The following is a 15620-nucleotide window of genomic DNA, read 5'->3' as shown; positions in this document are numbered from 1 at the left end:
CATGACGTTGTTCGAAAAACGCTCGATCGTCGCCCCGTCCCGTCTTACGGTGCGGTCATGAGCGATCACTCGGAAGTGCCTGTCGCGCCCGTCGAGGCCTTCGAACCTCCCTACTACGTGGCTGTCTTCACTACAGTGCGGACCCAGGAGCAGAGCGGCTACAGCGAGACCAACGCACGTATGGAAGACCTGGTGAAGGGCGTCCCCGGGTTCCTGGGGATGGACCACGCGCAGACTCCTGGCGGGCTGGGCATCACCGTCGGGTACTTCCGCGATGCTGACGCACTCACGGAGTGGCGGAGCAACACCGAGCACCGTGCCGCGCAGAAGCGCGGGCGAGCCGAGTGGTATCAGGGCTACACGCTGCATGTGGCGAAAGTGGAGCGGAGCCACGGGTTCACGCGAGCATGACGTCCGTGGGGCGTTCCCTGGCCGGTGATGGCCGGTGATGGCCGGTGATGGCCGGTGATGGCCGGCCGCCCGACCCAGACCCCGACTTCCGCTGCTGCGACGGTGTTCGGCAAGCCTGATGGCTTCCGATGTCCGGGGGTGACAGGGCGCCTGGGCCGCCGGGCCTCGGGAGGTTCCCTTCGAGTGGCACGAACCTGCCCTCGTACTCGGTATCGCCCATCCCTTCACCGCGTCGGCAGGGGCGTATGGGGGTGCCCCACGGGTCGGGGGACAGGACCGGCACGTCTGGGCATCTGGGGGGCGGGACCGACCGGCTGGCCTGCTGCGTTTGCGCGGGGTGGGGCCGGGCAGGTGCGTCGGTGGTGCTTGGGATGACAGGCGCAGGCCGCGGCAGCGGTGTGCCTGGACGTCCGGTTGCTGCTGTGCGTGGTCACTTTGCCCGCAGCAGCGAAAGGCCGTACCTGCCCATGCGCACACCCCGGACACACCATGACGCACCTGAGACCGCTGAGGCGTTCCGCCGCCTGGCCGCCGCCCCCGCCGGGCCCGAACATGACTTGCTGGGTGAGGAGTTGGTGACGGCGTGGCTGCCGATGGCGCACCGGCTGGCCTGGAAGTACCGCGACCGCGGCGAGAGCATCGAGGACCTGCAGCAGGTCGCCGCCGTCGGTCTGATCAAGGCGGTCGAGCGCTATGACGGCGACCAAGGCGCGTTCGAACCGTATGCGGTGCCCACCATCACCGGGGAGATCCGCCGTCACTTCCGCGACCGCACCTGGGACGTGCGCGTGCCACGCCGCATCCAGGAACTGCGCAACAAGGTCCGCTCCGCCCGCCGCGAGCTCATGGAGCAACCGGGGCAGGCGGGCGAACCCCGCCCGGAGGCCATCGCCGCCCAGGCCGGACTCACAGTGGACGAGGTCCGCGAGGGCCTCGAGGCCCTGGACAGTTATGCGTCGCTGTCCCTGGACGCCGAAAGCGGCGGGCAGGACGGAGCGGATCTGACTCTCGCCGACACCCTCGGCCAAGCCGAGCCGGCCTACGACACGATCACCGACCGCGAGGCGGCCAAAGCCGGCCTGAAGGTACTGCCGGAGCGCCAGCGCACCATCCTCTACCTGCGCTACTTCCAGGACATGACCCAGGCGGCGATCGCCGAGCGGCTCGGCATCTCCCAGATGCACGTCTCCCGCCTGCTCACCCGCGCCTGCGCCCAGGTCCGCCGGTACGCCGACCGTCCCGCCGAGCCGCCGCTGGCCGCCTGACCGGCACAGCCGCCCGCTCCGTCGCAGCGCTCGGGGAAACCCGTATGCCGCACCTCGCTGCCGGTACCACGCATGTGCGCTCTGGTCTGGTCGCGGGCCTGCCCCGGTCGCGGGCCTGCCCCAGTGCCCGGTCGGCCCCGACGGCGATGCCCGGCGCACCCGTGCCCCGGGCGGTGGCACGGGCAGGGAGAGACAGGGACATGACGGACAGGGACGGGAACTGGACTCTCCTGACGCACCATGCGCGGGTGTTGCGGGTCATTGCCCGGGACCCGGGGACACGGCAGAGGTCGATTGCCGCGGTCTGCCGGACCAGTGAGCGGACCGTGCAAAGTGTGATCGCCGACCTCGGGGCGGCCAGCCACCTGGACCGCAGGCGAACCGGCCGACGCACCCGGTACCGGCTTCGCCTGAACAGGCCGTTTCGGCACCCAGCAGAGGCCGGGCTGCGCGTGAGCGCGCTCCTCGACCTCGCCGCCGAAGACCCGGCGGCGGCCCCGGGCGGGCGCCGCCATGCAACGCACGTCCGCGTCGCGCTTAGGGCCTGCCGGTAATCAACTCGTTGATTTGATCTTGAAGCTGCCGGGGTCAAGGAACCGGGCGATGTCATCTGGTGTGCGGAAGCGGGCTGTTGAGGCGGAGACTCGAACGCCTTGAACGGCCAGGAGCGGGCGGACGCCTTTCGCAGCCCGGCTGACCGTCATGGCGGTGGTGTTGAAGAGCTGACCCAAAAGGTCCATGGTCGCGATCTTCCGCAGGTGGAGCACGGTGACCAGGACTCTATCGGCTGGGGTGAGCTTGGCCTTGGCGCCCGCGCCGGGGGCCACCAGGCGCTCGTGGCCTCGACATGTGCGGAGCACTTGTTCGCGTTGAATCTCCATCGCTGGAGTCAATGTGTCGATGAGTTCGCTGAGGTGCTGACGGGGCATCCCGGTCAGTTCCGGGTCCTGGAGCTCATGCCGGGAGAGGCACGTCGGTCTGTCTGACAGGGCATTTTTCGGAGTGCTGCCGGTGGTCGCGGCGTCCGTCGGACGGTGAGGGTGGAGGGTGTAGTTCCAGTCGCCGTGGAAGCGATGGCGAGTGATGGGCAGGGAGGCAATCTCGTCGTCGCTGATGCGGATGCCGGTGGGGTACTCACCGCGGTCGAGTTCGGCATGGACGGTGAGGCCGGTGCGGCTGGTGGTCGCGGCGATCGTCTGGAGCATGACTTCGTGGCTGGTCAGGGGTCTGCCACGCCAGTTCATGGTGATGTGGGAGAACAGCCGGTGCTCGATCTTGTTCCACTTCGAGGTGCCTGGCGGCAGGTGGCACACCGTGATCTCAAGGCCGGTCGCGACAGCGAGGCCAGCGAGATGAGTCTTCCAGCCGCGGGTGCGGTAGCCATTGGAGCCTCCGCCGTCCGCAGTGATGAGCAGTCGGCGAGCGCTGGGGTAGTCGTGCCGGCCTTGGGCCTGCCACCAGTTCCGGATCGAGGCGACGGCGAACGCCGCGGTGTCGTGATCGTTTCCGATGCTAACCCAGCCGGCGTTCGCGGCCATGTCGTAGATTCCGTACGGGATCGCCTTCTCGGCCTGGCCGGGGAAATCGTGGGTCTTGACCCTCACGGGCTGTGCTGTGGGCCGCCATTCCTGCCCGGCGTTCTTGTAGTCGCCGATCAGTTCCTTCTTCTTGCTGTCCACGCTGATCACCGGGTCATCGGCGTCCCTATGATCTCGGGCCTGCTCGTTGAGGTATCGGAACTGGGCATCTCTGTCGGGGTGCTGAGCGCCCTCGATGGTCTTGACGTTGGCCTGCAGACTGAAGCCTTCCTCCCGTAGCAGGCCGGCGACTGTGTCGGCGGAGACCCGGTGGCCCTGCCGGGTCAGCTCCGCTGCCAGTTTCCGCGTCGACTTCGTCGTCCACCGCAGCGGTGACATCGGGTCACCGCGTTCGTCGGGCTCAACCAGCGCAAGCAGAGCCGGTCGCAGCCCTGGATCAAGGTCCACGGCCTTCTTCCGGCCCCCGCCAGGCCGGCGGATCCGCCCCAGCGGAGCTTGACCAGAGTCCAGTTCAGCCGCTCCGCGGGAGACCGTGCCTTCCCGAACCCCGGCTGCGGCAGCGACGAGCCTGATCCCGCCATGCCCCAGCGACAGTGCCTCCGCACCTATGGCCAGCCGACGCTGGCGCTCATCCAGATGCGGCAGCAACGCCTGGAACTTCGCAACCAGGACGCCCTCGATCCCCTCCAGTCTCCCCATACCAGAACAACGAGTTCCGCAGCAGGAAGCCACGACTTGTTTCCCGGCAGGCCCTTAGAACTCCTAACAAAATGATCTTCGAGGTGGTTGGATCGCTCCGGAACCGTTGATCCGGGGGTGTGGGGTGGCTCGGCCAAAGCCATGGCATGTCGAAGACGAGCTGTGGGCGGTGATCGAGCCGCTACTGCCGAAGGTGGAGCGGCGGGCCCGGCATCCGGGACGCAAGCGGCATCCGGACCGGCTGGTGTTACAGGGCATCCTGTTTGTGCTGCACACGGGGATCTCCTGGGAACACCTCCCGCAGGAACTCGGCTTCGGCTCGGGCATGACGTGCTGGCGCCGCCTGGCTGAGTGGACCGAGGCCGACGTGTGGCCCCGGCTGCACGAGGTCCTCCTTGCAAAACTGCGCGGTGCGAACGCCCTGGACTTCTCTCGGGCGGCGGTCGACGGCTCCCACATCCGGGCGTTAAAGGGGGATCCAAGACAGTACGAAGCCCTGTCGACCGGGGCAGAGCGGGCAGCAAACACCACTTGATCACCGATGCCACCGGCATTCCGCTTGCGGTCACGCTGACCGGCGGCAACCGCAACGACGTCACCCAGCTGATCCCACTGCTTGAGGCGGTGCCGCCGGTGCGGGGCAAGCGCGGCCGGCCTCGGCGCCGACCGGACGTGGTGCTGGGTGACCGCGGCTACGACCACGACAAGTACCGCCGCTTCGTCTGGAGCCTCGGTGTGAAACCGATGATCGCCCGTCGGGGCACCGAGCATGGCTCCGGCCTCGGCACTCAACGCTGGGTCGTCGAGCGGGCCTTCGCACACCTGCACTGGTTCCGCCGCCTGCGGATCCGATGGGAGGTCCGCGACGACATCCACGAAGCATTCCTCAGACTCGCGTGCGCATTGATCTGCTGGAGACGGCTCAGATCATCGTGTGGGCAGCCCTAGAAGGGGGACCAACAGGAACCGGGGGGAAGCGTGGGGTTAACACGATTTCCACCTCGCATCTCCAACGGCCAGCGCCGGTCAATGACGGCTGCGGTCTCCTTGCAGGCGCCACAGGCATTGCTCCGATCCGGCACCCACCAGTACGGAGAGACCGAGAGGCTCTCGTGTTCTATGCCGCACAGGGTCGCGCCGGAATCTGTGTAGGCATAGGCCGTGTCGTAGGCATGGGCCACGTCCTCAGGGAGAGTCGGTGACTCTGCCCGCTCCCAGCGCCCGTACATGGGCTGGTACTGCGGCCGTGCAACCTCGCGGGGGTCATGTCCCAGCTCGGTCCACGCGTAGCACCAGGAGCAGAACCACCGCTCCTTCACCGGCAAGTCCCACGCCATTCGGGGCTCCGGCACTGGTGCCTGCCGCATCTTGTGTCCACACACATCGCACGTCACAGCCGGATCCTGTCATGGCAAGTCCACACCTACCACCGACAGCAGGGTCCTCGACCGAACCGCATTCCGTTAGGAGTTCTTAGGGCCTGCCGGGAAACAAGTCGTGGCTTCCTGCTGCGGAACTCGTTGTTCTGGTATGGGGAGACTGGAGGGGATCGAGGGCGTCCTGGTTGCGAAGTTCCAGGCGTTGCTGCCGCATCTGGATGAGCGCCAGCGTCGGCTGGCCATAGGTGCGGAGGCACTGTCGCTGGGGCATGGCGGGATCAGGCTCGTCGCTGCCGCAGCCGGGGTTCGGGAAGGCACGGTCTCCCGCGGAGCGGCTGAACTGGACTCTGGTCAAGCTCCGCTGGGGCGGATCCGCCGGCCTGGCGGGGGCCGGAAGAAGGCCGTGGACCTTGATCCAGGGCTGCGACCGGCTCTGCTTGCGCTGGTTGAGCCCGACGAACGCGGTGACCCGATGTCACCGCTGCGGTGGACGACGAAGTCGACGCGGAAACTGGCAGCGGAGCTGACCCGGCAGGGCCACCGGGTCTCCGCCGACACAGTCGCCGGCCTGCTACGGGAGGAAGGCTTCAGTCTGCAGGCCAACGTCAAGACCATCGAGGGCGCTCAGCACCCCGACAGAGATGCCCAGTTCCGATACCTCAACGAGCAGGCCCGAGATCATAGGGACGCCGATGACCCGGTGATCAGCGTGGACAGCAAGAAGAAGGAACTGATCGGCGACTACAAGAACGCCGGGCAGGAATGGCGGCCCACAGCACAGCCCGTGAGGGTCAAGACCCACGATTTCCCCGGCCAGGCCGAGAAGGCGATCCCGTACGGAATCTACGACATGGCCGCGAACGCCGGCTGGGTTAGCATCGGAAACGATCACGACACCGCGGCGTTCGCCGTCGCCTCGATCCGGAACTGGTGGCAGGCCCAAGGCCGGCACGACTACCCCAGCGCTCGCCGACTGCTCATCACTGCGGACGGCGGAGGCTCCAATGGCTACCGCACCCGCGGCTGGAAGACTCATCTCGCTGGCCTCGCTGTCGCGACCGGCCTTGAGATCACGGTGTGCCACCTGCCGCCAGGCACCTCGAAGTGGAACAAGATCGAGCACCGGCTGTTCTCCCACATCACCATGAACTGGCGTGGCAGACCCCTGACCAGCCACGAAGTCATGCTCCAGACGATCGCCGCGACCACCAGCCGCACCGGCCTCACCGTCCATGCCGAACTCGACCGCGGTGAGTACCCCACCGGCATCCGCATCAGCGACGACGAGATTGCCTCCCTGCCCATCACTCGCCATCGCTTCCACGGCGACTGGAACTACACCCTCCACCCTCACCGTCCGACGGACGCCGCGACCACCGGCAGCACTCCGAAAAATGCCCTGTCAGACAGACCGACGTGCCTCTCCCGGCATGAGCTCCAGGACCCGGAACTGACCGGGATGCCCCGTCAGCACCTCAGCGAACTCATCGACACATTGACTCCAGCGATGGAGATTCAACGCGAACAAGTGCTCCGCACATGTCGAGGCCACGAGCGCCTGGTGGCCCCCGGCGCGGGCGCCAAGGCCAAGCTCACCCCAGCCGATAGAGTCCTGGTCACCGTGCTCCACCTGCGGAAGATCGCGACCATGGACCTTTTGGGTCAGCTCTTCAACACCACCGCCATGACGGTCAGCCGGGCTGCGAAAGGCGTCCGCCCGCTCCTGGCCGTTCAAGGCGTTCGAGTCTCCGCCTCAACAGCCCGCTTCCGCACACCAGATGACATCGCCCGGTTCCTTGACCCCGGCAGCTTCAAGATCAAATCAACGAGTTGATTACCGGCAGGCCCTTAGCCTGCTTACTGCGGTCGGGGATCGGCGGCGGGCTTGTGCCCGGGGCGGGATTCGAACCCGCACTGTTCCGCGTTTAAGGCGGCTGCGTCTGCCAGTTGCGCGACCCGGGCCCGCGCCTGCATCCTTTCGCCTCCCAACGGAGCGGCAGTCGAATGGGGAGCCAGCCGCATCCGGCATGCATCCGCACCGGCCGGGTGCGGCATCGCTCAGGAGCGGGCCAGGTCGAGGACCGTGCGACAGATCCGCACCGCTTGCTGGGTTGCCTCGGCGCACAGACGGCAGTGCTCGTGGTGGTTCGCCTGGCGCACGCACAGATCGTGGCTGCGCTGGCAGGCGATGCGGCACGCCTCTACCTGGGCCAGAAGGAGTTCGGGGTCGTGGGTGGTACCGCGGGTGAGGATGCGGCGGGTGGCCGCGGTGACGTCGGCGCAGTCGAGGTCCTGGCTGACGGCGGGGCGCAGCTCGTCGGCGTCCTTCTCGGTGAGCATGCCGACCGCGCATGCGGTGACGGTCTGCTCGCACGCGGCGAGCACGGTCACGGCCTCCGCGAGGACTTCGGCGCTGAGTGGGCTGGCGGTACTGATGCTCGCGAAGAGTTCCCGGGTCTGCAACGTGGCATCCATGGCATCCCCCCGCGGGTGACGGTGGCGGACTGTGTGCCGTCGACGCTAATACCGGCGGGGCCGTGCGGGAAGGCGCCCGGAGCGCCTTTGCCTAGTCAGCCCACGCCATGCCGCAGTTCCTGGAATTCTTCGACCTTGCTCACACCTGTCCCCCTGATCGATCGATGCCCTGAGCCTTCTCGATCTTGGCACCGACGGTGTGGGGACGGGGCGGTTCAGTGGAACTGGCCGGCCTTGTACCCGCCGCCCGGCTGGCGGGTGCTGACATTCAACCGGTTGGCCATGTTCATGAAGGATATGAGGAGCACGAGCGCGGTGAGCTGCTGCGTGTCGTAGTGGAGGCTGGCCTGCTGCCACACCCCGTCGTCGACGCCGGTAGCCGCGTCCGCGGTGCGGGTGCCCTGCTCCGCCAGGGCCAGCGCCGCGCGTTCGGCCTCGGTGAAGACCGTCGCCTCCGGCCAGGCGGCGACCAGATGCAGCCGCATCGCGTCCTCGCCGGCCGCGGTGGCGTCCTCGGTGTGCACGTCGATGCAGGCCGCGCAGCCGTTGATCTGACTCACCCGCAGCGCCACCAGCTCCCGCACCGCTGCGGGCGACGCCGTCTCCTTCAGCGCCCGTCCTGCCGCCATGACGTGGTTGAGGACGTTGCCGGCGCTGTCCTCGAAGAAGTAGTTCAGTCATGCGTCCATCGTGTGATCCTCGGGGTCGGTCGGCGTTCACCTCCTGGGACGAGGCAGGCCCGGTGCCTGTGACACGACGCGAAGTGACGCACGTCACCTCGGCTTTCTGTCTCTGGGATGTCACACGTCGGGCGGCCGCCTCGTCTCGTGCCCGGAAGCTTCGATCAAGCTCTCGTCCGCTCGCCTCAGGAAGGCGCCTCAGGAAGGTCACTGGCATGGAGACCCTTCGGTATGTGTTCCTCGTCTTTCACCTCTTCGGCTTTGCTGCGATTCTGGGCGGGCTGTTCTACCAATTGCGGGGCCAAGACCCGGTGACGGGCGGCTACATGGTCACCAGCGCGGGTGTCCAGTTGGTCACGGGTGCCGGGCTGATATGGACCCGCATGTCGCTGGACCTGCCAGTGACCGACGCGAAGATGTGGGTGAAGCTGGCCCTGGACGGCTTGGTGGCGGTGATCGCGCTGGTGGGCATGCGCAACCGGAAGGCCTGGCCCTTCTACGGTGTGGGTGCCTCTACGGCCGCCGCCGTCGTGGTGGCCGTCGCCTGGGCATAGGGGCCCGCTCGCGCCGAGGCTCCGAAACCCAGATCGCGATCGTGCCCAGAGCTACGGTCACCAGCGGTCCGATCACCAGCTGGTGGAGAACCCGGCCCAGTGGTCGCCCGCGGACTACTCCTACCACTGCACCTACGCGGTGCAGAGCCGAGTGCGCTGTCTTGGCGGTCCTGCTCTGTGCCGCCGACGTCGTTGCAGAGAGCCGTATCCGACCGGGAAATGGGGAGGCGGTGGTGGCTCGAGGTGGAGCATGATCTGTGGGTGAGGAAGGACGCAGGTGCGGGTGCGGATGGTGCCGACGATTGGCACGAGCGGCTGGGGTGGATGTTCGGGCTGATCGCCAGCGATCCGGTCGAACGTGCCGCCGCGCTTGCCCGGGTGGCTGCTGCTGAGGGGGACATCGGGGACGCCCGGCATCGGTACAACAGGACGTGGCGCCGCAGGTACTCGCTGAGGCGGCCGATGGCGCGCAGAGATTACCTGCAGGCCCTGGGACGTTCGCTGCCCGGCGGGTTGTCGGACGGGCCGACCGGTCCCGCCTTCGGCTCGTGGCCGGGTCTTCCCTATGCGCTGTGCTATTTGGAGTGGGAAGCGAGGTATCCGCAGGAGTGGACCCGGTACGCCAAGTCGTGGGGCGTGAAGGAGCGCCTCATCCGGACTCTGGCGGTCGCTGACCTCGATGAGATGGCCACAACCAAACTGGTGGAACTGATCGAGACCGTCGTCCGGCGACCCTACCGCTGCAAGGACCGGGAGTATGTGCGCGTCGCCCGGACGATGGACGGCCCGGACCTGCGCAACAGGCTCGTGAACGCCGCCCGTTCGGACGACCCGTGGGCGCGGCGACACGCCGGATACGTTCTCTGGCTCCTGGACCGTCCGGAGGTTCCCAGTACGCGTCACGTCTGGCGGACCTGGCTGGCGTCGGCGTCAGAAGAGGAAGCACCGCCTGGAGTTACCTGGGGACGACTCGATGGACGGTGAAGAGCAGCGTGCGCCAGGATGCTGAAGAGGGGCGGACGCGCCAACTGAGAGGCGCGACGCGACGGCGAATCATGCTTCTGGACGAGCCCGGCCTGAACTTGCATGCCAAAGCCCAGAACGACCTTCTGCGCTACAGCGAGGAGCGCCTAGACCAGCAGCACCAGGTCATCTACAGCACCCACTCGCTGTTCATGATCCAGTCCTCAAACTGGAACGTCGCCGCACAGTTGAGGATGTCGACAACGGCGGCACCCAGGTCAGCGGGGAACTATGGCGTGCCCGCGCCGCCACCGTCTTTCCCCTGTTGGGAGCCATCGGCGTCGACATGACTCAGACCCTGGCGATCGGGCGAAACCAGCTACTGAGCTCATTGCCGCAGTCATCCTCACCCTGGAAGGTCAACACTGAGGAGTGTCAGTGCCGTTCCAGGGTGAGGACGGATTGGCAATGGCCGTCGTCCAATTGGGAACCGTCTCACGACCAGACGAGTCGACCTTCGGCGAACCGGCAGACCGGGTAGTTTCCATCGGCGATCCTCGTCAGCTTCTCCGCCAGGGAGTCGAAATACTGGGCCATCGATTCGTACTCGCCCGTGACCGTGACCTGACCCACGAACCAGCTACCGACGCGTCCGTCCCGCACATCGACGAACTTTCCCATCCAGCCGTCCTGGTCTGACAGGAACGGGATCCACTCGTTACGCCAGAACGGATTGTCCGGCTGGTCCGGAGGGTCGAATCCACCGGGCCTGGAGCGGTTCGCGTAGAGCCTCTCCATCGCCCGGATGCCCAGAAAGAAGCTTCCCTCGTCGGGGAACCCGTCGAAGCCGCAGCACGCCACTTCGTCGTCGACGTCTTCCTCCGGCAGGTCCAGACTGTTCTGCAAAAGCCACGTCCGCAGGTCCCCATGCAGAGAGATCCCCATTCGTTCCTCGGCTGCCGCGAGGGTCTGCTCCGTGGCGGCTCCTGGCAGATGCGTGTGATCGGCCGGCGCGTGCTCCCGAAGAAGACTCATCACACGCGACCAACTGTCAGCCACACTCATCGCCCTCTGCCCTCTCTACAGGGATGTCTCCGTCCGGCTACGCCACCGCGGATGGTGGAAAGTGGCGGCCGGAGAACCTTGCAGGGATGGTACTTCGAGCATCCGTTCCATCCCTCCCTAGGGCCTTGGATCATCTTCCGCCCCGAAGCGCAGGGTCGGCCCGGCAGCGAAGTGACCGTCCGCGACTCTTCACAGACCCACTGCGCCCGACGGGCCCAGTCGAGGAGCTTCCAGGACTCAAGCGAGGGCCATGGCCTCTCCCGGGAGTGGCGAAGCTGAAAACGCTCACTGGTCGAAGGCCCATCCGACGTGGTGCATGTGACCGTGATGAGCGACCCAGTGCGGGAAGCCGGCGGCACGCCCCTTGACTCCAACTGGACCATCACCCCCGTGGGCGGGCCCGACAAGCTGCCGTCCTTCGTATCCCTGCTCGGCAGCAACAGCCTGAGCATCGCCGTGTTTCTGCCTCGGCGGCACGCAGCGGTTAACAGCGATCGCTTTGACGGTCAGGCCACATCATTTGAAGAACTGCCTGCAGTCTCCGAGTCATCCGGTACGGAAGGCGGCATATCAGATTCGGCCGCGGTCTTCCCTCGATGAAATTACCCGATTTCTCGGTGTGAGGAATCGTCCGAACTGGTAGGCAACTCCATCAGCGCGTTTGTCGCAAATTGGGCGGGGGAGGCAAGTGGTTGCATGAAGACAACACATCGCCACTTGAGATGAGTGCACGCTGATGAAGTCGCAACCTCTGCACGAGAATTTCGGCCAAGTCATCACAGATATCGATCTGCGCAGGCTTGATGACGAAACCCTGCACAAGATCCGGGTGGAGCTCGGGCGGCACGGAGTCCTGGTCTTCCGCGATCAGCTCCTGGGCGACGCCGACCTTGTGCGACTCAGTGTCCGGCTGGGGGACGGACGTCTGGAGGAGCCCGCCCGTACGTGGTCGCACGCGCCGACGAGCTCATTCCTGAGCTACCTGACGAACCTTCAGGACGCGACGGGGCGGCCGCTTGGCGTCTCCGACAATCACACTGACTACTGGCACTCGGACCAGGAGTTCCGGTGCGCGCCGGCGACACTAGCCTCGTTGTACTGCCTTGTTCCACCGCAGTCGGGTGGTGCCACCAGTTTCGCCACAACGGCGCTGAGCCGCCTCGACCTCCCCGTGGAACTGGTGCGGCGCATCCGCTCCCTGTGGTCCACCCGGCGTCCGGCGCCCACGCACGACAACGTGGACCATGTCGAGGTGTCGCATCCCGTGGTCCTCACCTCACCTCACCGCGCGGCGGCGCGGAGTACGCCTACGTGAGCGAGAACACCGAGCGTTTCATCGGCCTCTCGGAGGACGAGGGCCAGGAAATCAAGGAAGGAATTCTGGCGCGCATCCTGCATGCGTCGAACGTGTACAGCCACGAATGGCGCATGGGAGATTTCGTGGTGTACGACAATGCGCAGGTCGTGCACCGCCGGGAGCTGTTCGAGGGAAATCGTTGGATCAAGGGCACGAAGATTTTCGCCCCGGCAGAGTATTTCGCCATCCCCGCGGGTGAGGTGGTGGAAGCGCCGGCCGAAGCCCGGGACGCTCCTGCTCCCGCCTGAGAAGAACCGGCGCACGAACAGCCGATCTCGCGCAGTCCCGCAACGTCCCCTCCGCCCGCTCACCCAGGAGCCTCCCATCGAAGTCATCGAAGTCATCGAAAAGAAGAAGTCGTCCGACGGAAGCGTCAAGTACCTCTGGCAGACCGCCAGTTCCGACAGCAGCGTGGAGAGTATCTGTTTCCAGTTGGGCGGTGAACCGCACATCTGCATCTCCACGCAGGCCGGATGCAACGTCGGTTGCGTGTTCTGCGAGACAGGCAAGCAGCGCAACCTCGGGGACCTGACACCGCAGGAGATCTACGCGCAGGTCGCTCTGACGGCGGAAGATCTGCCGGACGAGGTTCCTGGCGGCCGGTTCGCGAAGGTCGTGGTGGCCGGGATGGGCGAACCCCTGCTCAACTTCGACAACCTGCGCGAGGCGGCCGGGCGGCTGCTGGCCGACGGACTGGCCGAGCAGGTGACACTGACGACATCAGGCATCGTGCCGCAGATGCGCCGGCTGGCGAGCATGCCGATCGGGACGCTGAGTGTGTCCCTGCACGCCACCACCAACGAGGTGCGCACCCGGCTGATCCCCACGAACAAGACGTATCCGCTGGAACAGGTGGTGGAAGCGGCACGGGACTACCGGCTGGAGACCGGCACTCCGGTCATCATGAACTACCTGCTCTTCGACGGCGTCAACGACACAGACGCCGATCTTGAACGCCTTACCGAACTGGTCGATCCGGCCCTCTTCTCGGTGAAACTCAAGTCGTGGAACGACGTCCCGGAAGTGGGCCTGCGTCCCTCGTCCGAAGACCGGTACGCGTACTTCAGGCAGGGGCTCGCTGACGCCGGTTTCGAAGCGAGTATCTGCGTCAGCGCCGGGAGCGACGTGGGCGGCGGTTGTGGCCAGCTGCGCAGCGTGCACCGCACTCTGAAGCGGGGAAGACGCGCCTTCGTCGGCCTTCCCACTCCGGCGGCCTCGGTCGCCCGAGCGGACGCGGACACCGGGAGCGCCACATGAGGTCCTCCGGCGCCGGGGCGGGCGCCGCTGAAGAGGGTCTGCCCGCGCCGGGAGACTCCGCCGACCAGGCCGGCCGCCGCCTGCGGCGCCTGGTCTCCCGGGCCTACGGGCACTACGGCGCGCAGAAGTCCCTGAAGGTTCCGCGCGGAGGCCCGATCAGGGCGGGCCGCGCGGGCGGGCTGCCGTTCGACTCGCTCACCAGCGATCTGATGCTCGGATGCCTGCCCGCCACCCAGATCTGCTACGGCAACTGCTTCGCGGCCCGCGCCGCCTTCGAGTCCGGGTACGACTTCGGCACGCGCGTGCCGAACGTTCTCGACGAGGAGACGTTCCGTGCGGACCTTAACGCCCTGCCCGAGGACCAGGGCTATCTGCGCAACGGGTGGAACAGTGACGCGTCCTGGGACTGGGCGACAGCAGCCCGCCTGACCGAACTGATCCACGCGTCGGGTCGTCACACGGTCTTCATCACGAAGGTCTTCCGCCCCGTTCCGGAGGAACTCGCCACGCGGATGGCCGCGCTCGGGGCCGAACTGCGCATCTCCGTCAGCGCCTTCGACACCGAGGCACAGCTCAGGCTCCGGACGCGGACGAGTGTCCAGTACCGCGCCGCGGGCGGTGTGGTCGTCCCCGTCATCATGACCAGCCGGTTTCGGGACGCGGAGCTGGCGCACCGGCAGGACCTCATCGTGGACTACTTCCGCGAGCGCGACTTCCCGCTCGGCGAGAACAGCCTGCGCTTCGTGCCCGGTTCGCCGGTGCTGGAGGCGATCGAGACGGATGCCCTGCGCAGCACGTCGGACACGGGCGACCTGTGGAGCGGGCGGCTGTACGAAGACCTGCCGGTCCCCACATTGACGTCCGTCCCCGCGCAGTACCGGGGGCTGGCGAGCGGCTACCTGTCCGAGAACGACGCCGGCTCCCTCGCGGCACTTTGGCACGAGCCGGTGCCCACCCACACCCAGGTGCTGTCCCCGGCCCGGCAGGCCAAGCCGCGGCAATGCGGGGTAGCACTGGACTGGCCGCGGGGTGCCGCGGAGGCCGGGCCCGGCGGCGGACCGATCGCACCGCTCGGCCAGGAGGAACGATGACCACGTCCCAGTCCTCGACGCCGCAGACCGCCGCGCCCCTGACCGTGCGGCCACTCGGCGGCGCGTTCGGCGCAGAGATCCACGGCATCGACCTCGCGGAGGAGGACGCGAGTCTGCACCAAGCTCTTGCGGACGCGCTCGCGGAGCATCATGTGCTGTGCGTGCGGGAGCAGAATCACCTGTCCCCGGCCGCCTTCCTGGCCTTCGCACGGCGCTTCGGGCGTGCGACGCGCTACCCGTTCGGCCGCACCATGGACGGCTTTCCGGACGTGCTGCGCATCATCAAGGAACCGGCGACGGAAGCCAACTTCGGCGGCGTGTGGCACACCGATTCGCCGTATCACGAGATCCCGCCGTCGCACACCGTGCTGCTGGGCATCGACATCCCCGACACCGGAGGGGACACCCTGGTCGCGGACATGTGCGCGGCCTACGAGGCGCTGGACGAGGCGACGAAGGCCCGCATTGACCACGTCGACGGGGTGTTCTCGGCGGCCAAGGTGCACGGCAGCCGCTCCGAGGACCTGCGCCTTGGCGACGTGGTCCGGGTCGACGGTGGACCGCGGGCGGACCAGGAGTTCCACCACCCCATCGTGCGCACCCACCCGGTCACCGGCCGGCGCGGGCTGTACGTGAGCGCCTGCCACATGACCGGCCTCGCCGGGATGGCGCCCGAGGAGGCGGATCCGCTGATCGCCTTCCTCACCGAGCATGTGGTGCGGCCCGAGTTCACCTCCCGGATCCGCTGGGCGCCGGGCACGGTCGTCGTCCTCGACAACCGCTGCGTCCAGCACAAGGCACTCAACGACTATCCGGGCCGCCGCCGCGAGATCCACCGCATCCAGATCAGCGACGACCGCCGCCCCGTCCGCCTTGCGTAGCTCGC

At 67.1% G+C, this 15620-nt stretch carries 14 protein-coding genes, 1 tRNA gene and 1 pseudogene; 11 read left to right on the top strand and 5 right to left on the bottom strand.

Going from position 1 to position 15620, the window contains the following annotated elements; genetic code table 11:
• Positions 1 to 57: 57 nt before the first annotated feature.
• Both C1N81_RS05915 and C1N81_RS05910 read left to right on the top strand, forming a co-directional pair.
• Entirely contained in the window at positions 58 to 411 is a 354-nt protein-coding gene (locus tag C1N81_RS05915; protein ID WP_394425428.1) for an antibiotic biosynthesis monooxygenase family protein, read from the top strand.
• A 467-nt stretch (positions 412 to 878) separates the two neighbouring features.
• Positions 879 to 1676 carry a SigB/SigF/SigG family RNA polymerase sigma factor gene (locus tag C1N81_RS05910; protein WP_394425426.1) on the top strand — a complete coding sequence of 266 codons (798 nt, stop codon included), beginning with the start codon at positions 879 to 881 and terminating at the stop codon, positions 1674 to 1676.
• A 554-nt stretch (positions 1677 to 2230) separates the two neighbouring features.
• Here C1N81_RS05910 and C1N81_RS05905 read toward each other — a convergent pair.
• A complete protein-coding gene (locus C1N81_RS05905) occupies positions 2231 to 3913 on the bottom strand; it encodes an ISAzo13 family transposase (RefSeq protein WP_394427512.1) in 1683 nt (560 codons plus the stop codon).
• 124 nt (positions 3914 to 4037) lie between these two features.
• Between C1N81_RS05905 and C1N81_RS05900 the strand changes: the two genes are divergently transcribed.
• Positions 4038 to 4861, top strand: a protein-coding gene (locus C1N81_RS05900) for an IS5 family transposase (protein ID WP_394427514.1) whose coding sequence is annotated in 2 segments (ribosomal slippage) — positions 4038 to 4380 and positions 4380 to 4861 — 825 coding nt in all. Because the reading frame shifts where the segments join, the coding sequence is not laid out codon by codon here.
• Between the two features lie 582 nt (positions 4862 to 5443).
• Positions 5444 to 7126 carry an ISAzo13 family transposase gene (locus C1N81_RS05895; protein WP_394427512.1) on the top strand — a complete coding sequence of 561 codons (1683 nt, stop codon included), beginning with the start codon at positions 5444 to 5446 and terminating at the stop codon, positions 7124 to 7126.
• A gap of 54 nt (positions 7127 to 7180) precedes the next feature.
• On the opposite strand, the gene C1N81_RS05890 is transcribed toward C1N81_RS05895, so the two are convergent.
• From C1N81_RS05890 to C1N81_RS05880, 3 genes are all read right to left on the bottom strand, one after another.
• A tRNA-Leu gene (locus C1N81_RS05890) sits at positions 7181 to 7254 on the bottom strand.
• Between the two features lie 96 nt (positions 7255 to 7350).
• On the bottom strand, positions 7351 to 7767 hold the full coding sequence (locus tag C1N81_RS05885; protein ID WP_394427509.1) for a hypothetical protein: 417 nt from the start codon (positions 7765 to 7767) through the stop codon (positions 7351 to 7353).
• A 215-nt stretch (positions 7768 to 7982) separates the two neighbouring features.
• Entirely contained in the window at positions 7983 to 8396 is a 414-nt protein-coding gene (locus C1N81_RS05880) for a carboxymuconolactone decarboxylase family protein (protein WP_394427507.1), read from the bottom strand.
• 266 nt (positions 8397 to 8662) lie between these two features.
• Here C1N81_RS05880 and C1N81_RS05875 point away from each other — a divergent pair, with 266 nt between their 5' ends.
• Both C1N81_RS05875 and C1N81_RS05870 read left to right on the top strand, forming a co-directional pair.
• Entirely contained in the window at positions 8663 to 9001 is a 339-nt protein-coding gene (locus C1N81_RS05875; RefSeq protein ID WP_394427504.1) for a hypothetical protein, read from the top strand.
• A gap of 243 nt (positions 9002 to 9244) precedes the next feature.
• Positions 9245 to 9985 (top strand): hypothetical protein, encoded by a 741-nt coding sequence (locus C1N81_RS05870; RefSeq protein WP_394427502.1) that lies wholly within the window; start codon positions 9245 to 9247, stop codon positions 9983 to 9985.
• Between the two features lie 474 nt (positions 9986 to 10459).
• On the opposite strand, the gene C1N81_RS05865 is transcribed toward C1N81_RS05870, so the two are convergent.
• Entirely contained in the window at positions 10460 to 11029 is a 570-nt protein-coding gene (locus tag C1N81_RS05865) for an SMI1/KNR4 family protein (RefSeq protein WP_394427500.1), read from the bottom strand.
• A 309-nt stretch (positions 11030 to 11338) separates the two neighbouring features.
• On the opposite strand from C1N81_RS05865, the gene C1N81_RS05860 reads away from it, so the two are divergent.
• From C1N81_RS05860 to C1N81_RS05840, 5 genes and pseudogenes are all read left to right on the top strand, one after another.
• Entirely contained in the window at positions 11339 to 11629 is a 291-nt protein-coding gene (locus C1N81_RS05860) for a hypothetical protein (RefSeq protein ID WP_394427498.1), read from the top strand.
• A gap of 136 nt (positions 11630 to 11765) precedes the next feature.
• Positions 11766 to 12634 (top strand): annotated as a pseudogene (locus C1N81_RS05855) (TauD/TfdA dioxygenase family protein).
• Positions 12582 to 13643, top strand: a complete 1062-nt coding sequence (locus tag C1N81_RS05850; RefSeq protein ID WP_394427496.1) for a radical SAM protein — start codon at positions 12582 to 12584, stop codon at positions 13641 to 13643. Before C1N81_RS05855 ends, C1N81_RS05850 begins: the two are co-directional and overlap by 53 nt.
• A complete protein-coding gene (locus tag C1N81_RS05845) occupies positions 13640 to 14734 on the top strand; it encodes a hypothetical protein (RefSeq protein ID WP_394427494.1) in 1095 nt (364 codons plus the stop codon). The genes C1N81_RS05850 and C1N81_RS05845 overlap by 4 nt, the downstream gene beginning before the upstream one ends.
• Positions 14731 to 15615, top strand: a complete 885-nt coding sequence (locus C1N81_RS05840) for a TauD/TfdA dioxygenase family protein (RefSeq protein WP_394427493.1) — start codon at positions 14731 to 14733, stop codon at positions 15613 to 15615. Before C1N81_RS05845 ends, C1N81_RS05840 begins: the two co-directional genes overlap by 4 nt.
• Positions 15616 to 15620 lie beyond the last annotated feature (5 nt).

This window comes from Streptomyces sp. SGAir0957, from assembly GCF_043523415.1.
This window is presented reverse-complemented; position numbering and strand designations above follow the sequence as displayed.

Bases quoted from the DNA above. Each gene is read 5' to 3' on its own strand.
- C1N81_RS05845 (WP_394427494.1), top strand. From the start codon at position 13,640: ATGAGGTCCTCCGGCGCCGGGGCGGGCGCCGCTGAAGAGGGTCTGCCC.
- C1N81_RS05895 (WP_394427512.1), top strand. From the start codon at position 5,444: ATGGGGAGACTGGAGGGGATCGAGGGCGTCCTGGTTGCGAAGTTCCAG.
- C1N81_RS05910 (WP_394425426.1), top strand. From the start codon at position 879: ATGCGCACACCCCGGACACACCATGACGCACCTGAGACCGCTGAGGCG.
- C1N81_RS05880 (WP_394427507.1), bottom strand. From the start codon at position 8,396: ATGGCGGCAGGACGGGCGCTGAAGGAGACGGCGTCGCCCGCAGCGGTG.
- C1N81_RS05875 (WP_394427504.1), top strand. From the start codon at position 8,663: ATGGAGACCCTTCGGTATGTGTTCCTCGTCTTTCACCTCTTCGGCTTT.
- C1N81_RS05865 (WP_394427500.1), bottom strand. From the start codon at position 11,029: ATGAGTGTGGCTGACAGTTGGTCGCGTGTGATGAGTCTTCTTCGGGAG.
- C1N81_RS05905 (WP_394427512.1), bottom strand. From the start codon at position 3,913: ATGGGGAGACTGGAGGGGATCGAGGGCGTCCTGGTTGCGAAGTTCCAG.
- C1N81_RS05840 (WP_394427493.1), top strand. From the start codon at position 14,731: ATGACCACGTCCCAGTCCTCGACGCCGCAGACCGCCGCGCCCCTGACC.
- C1N81_RS05915 (WP_394425428.1), top strand. From the start codon at position 58: ATGAGCGATCACTCGGAAGTGCCTGTCGCGCCCGTCGAGGCCTTCGAA.
- C1N81_RS05885 (WP_394427509.1), bottom strand. From the start codon at position 7,767: ATGGATGCCACGTTGCAGACCCGGGAACTCTTCGCGAGCATCAGTACC.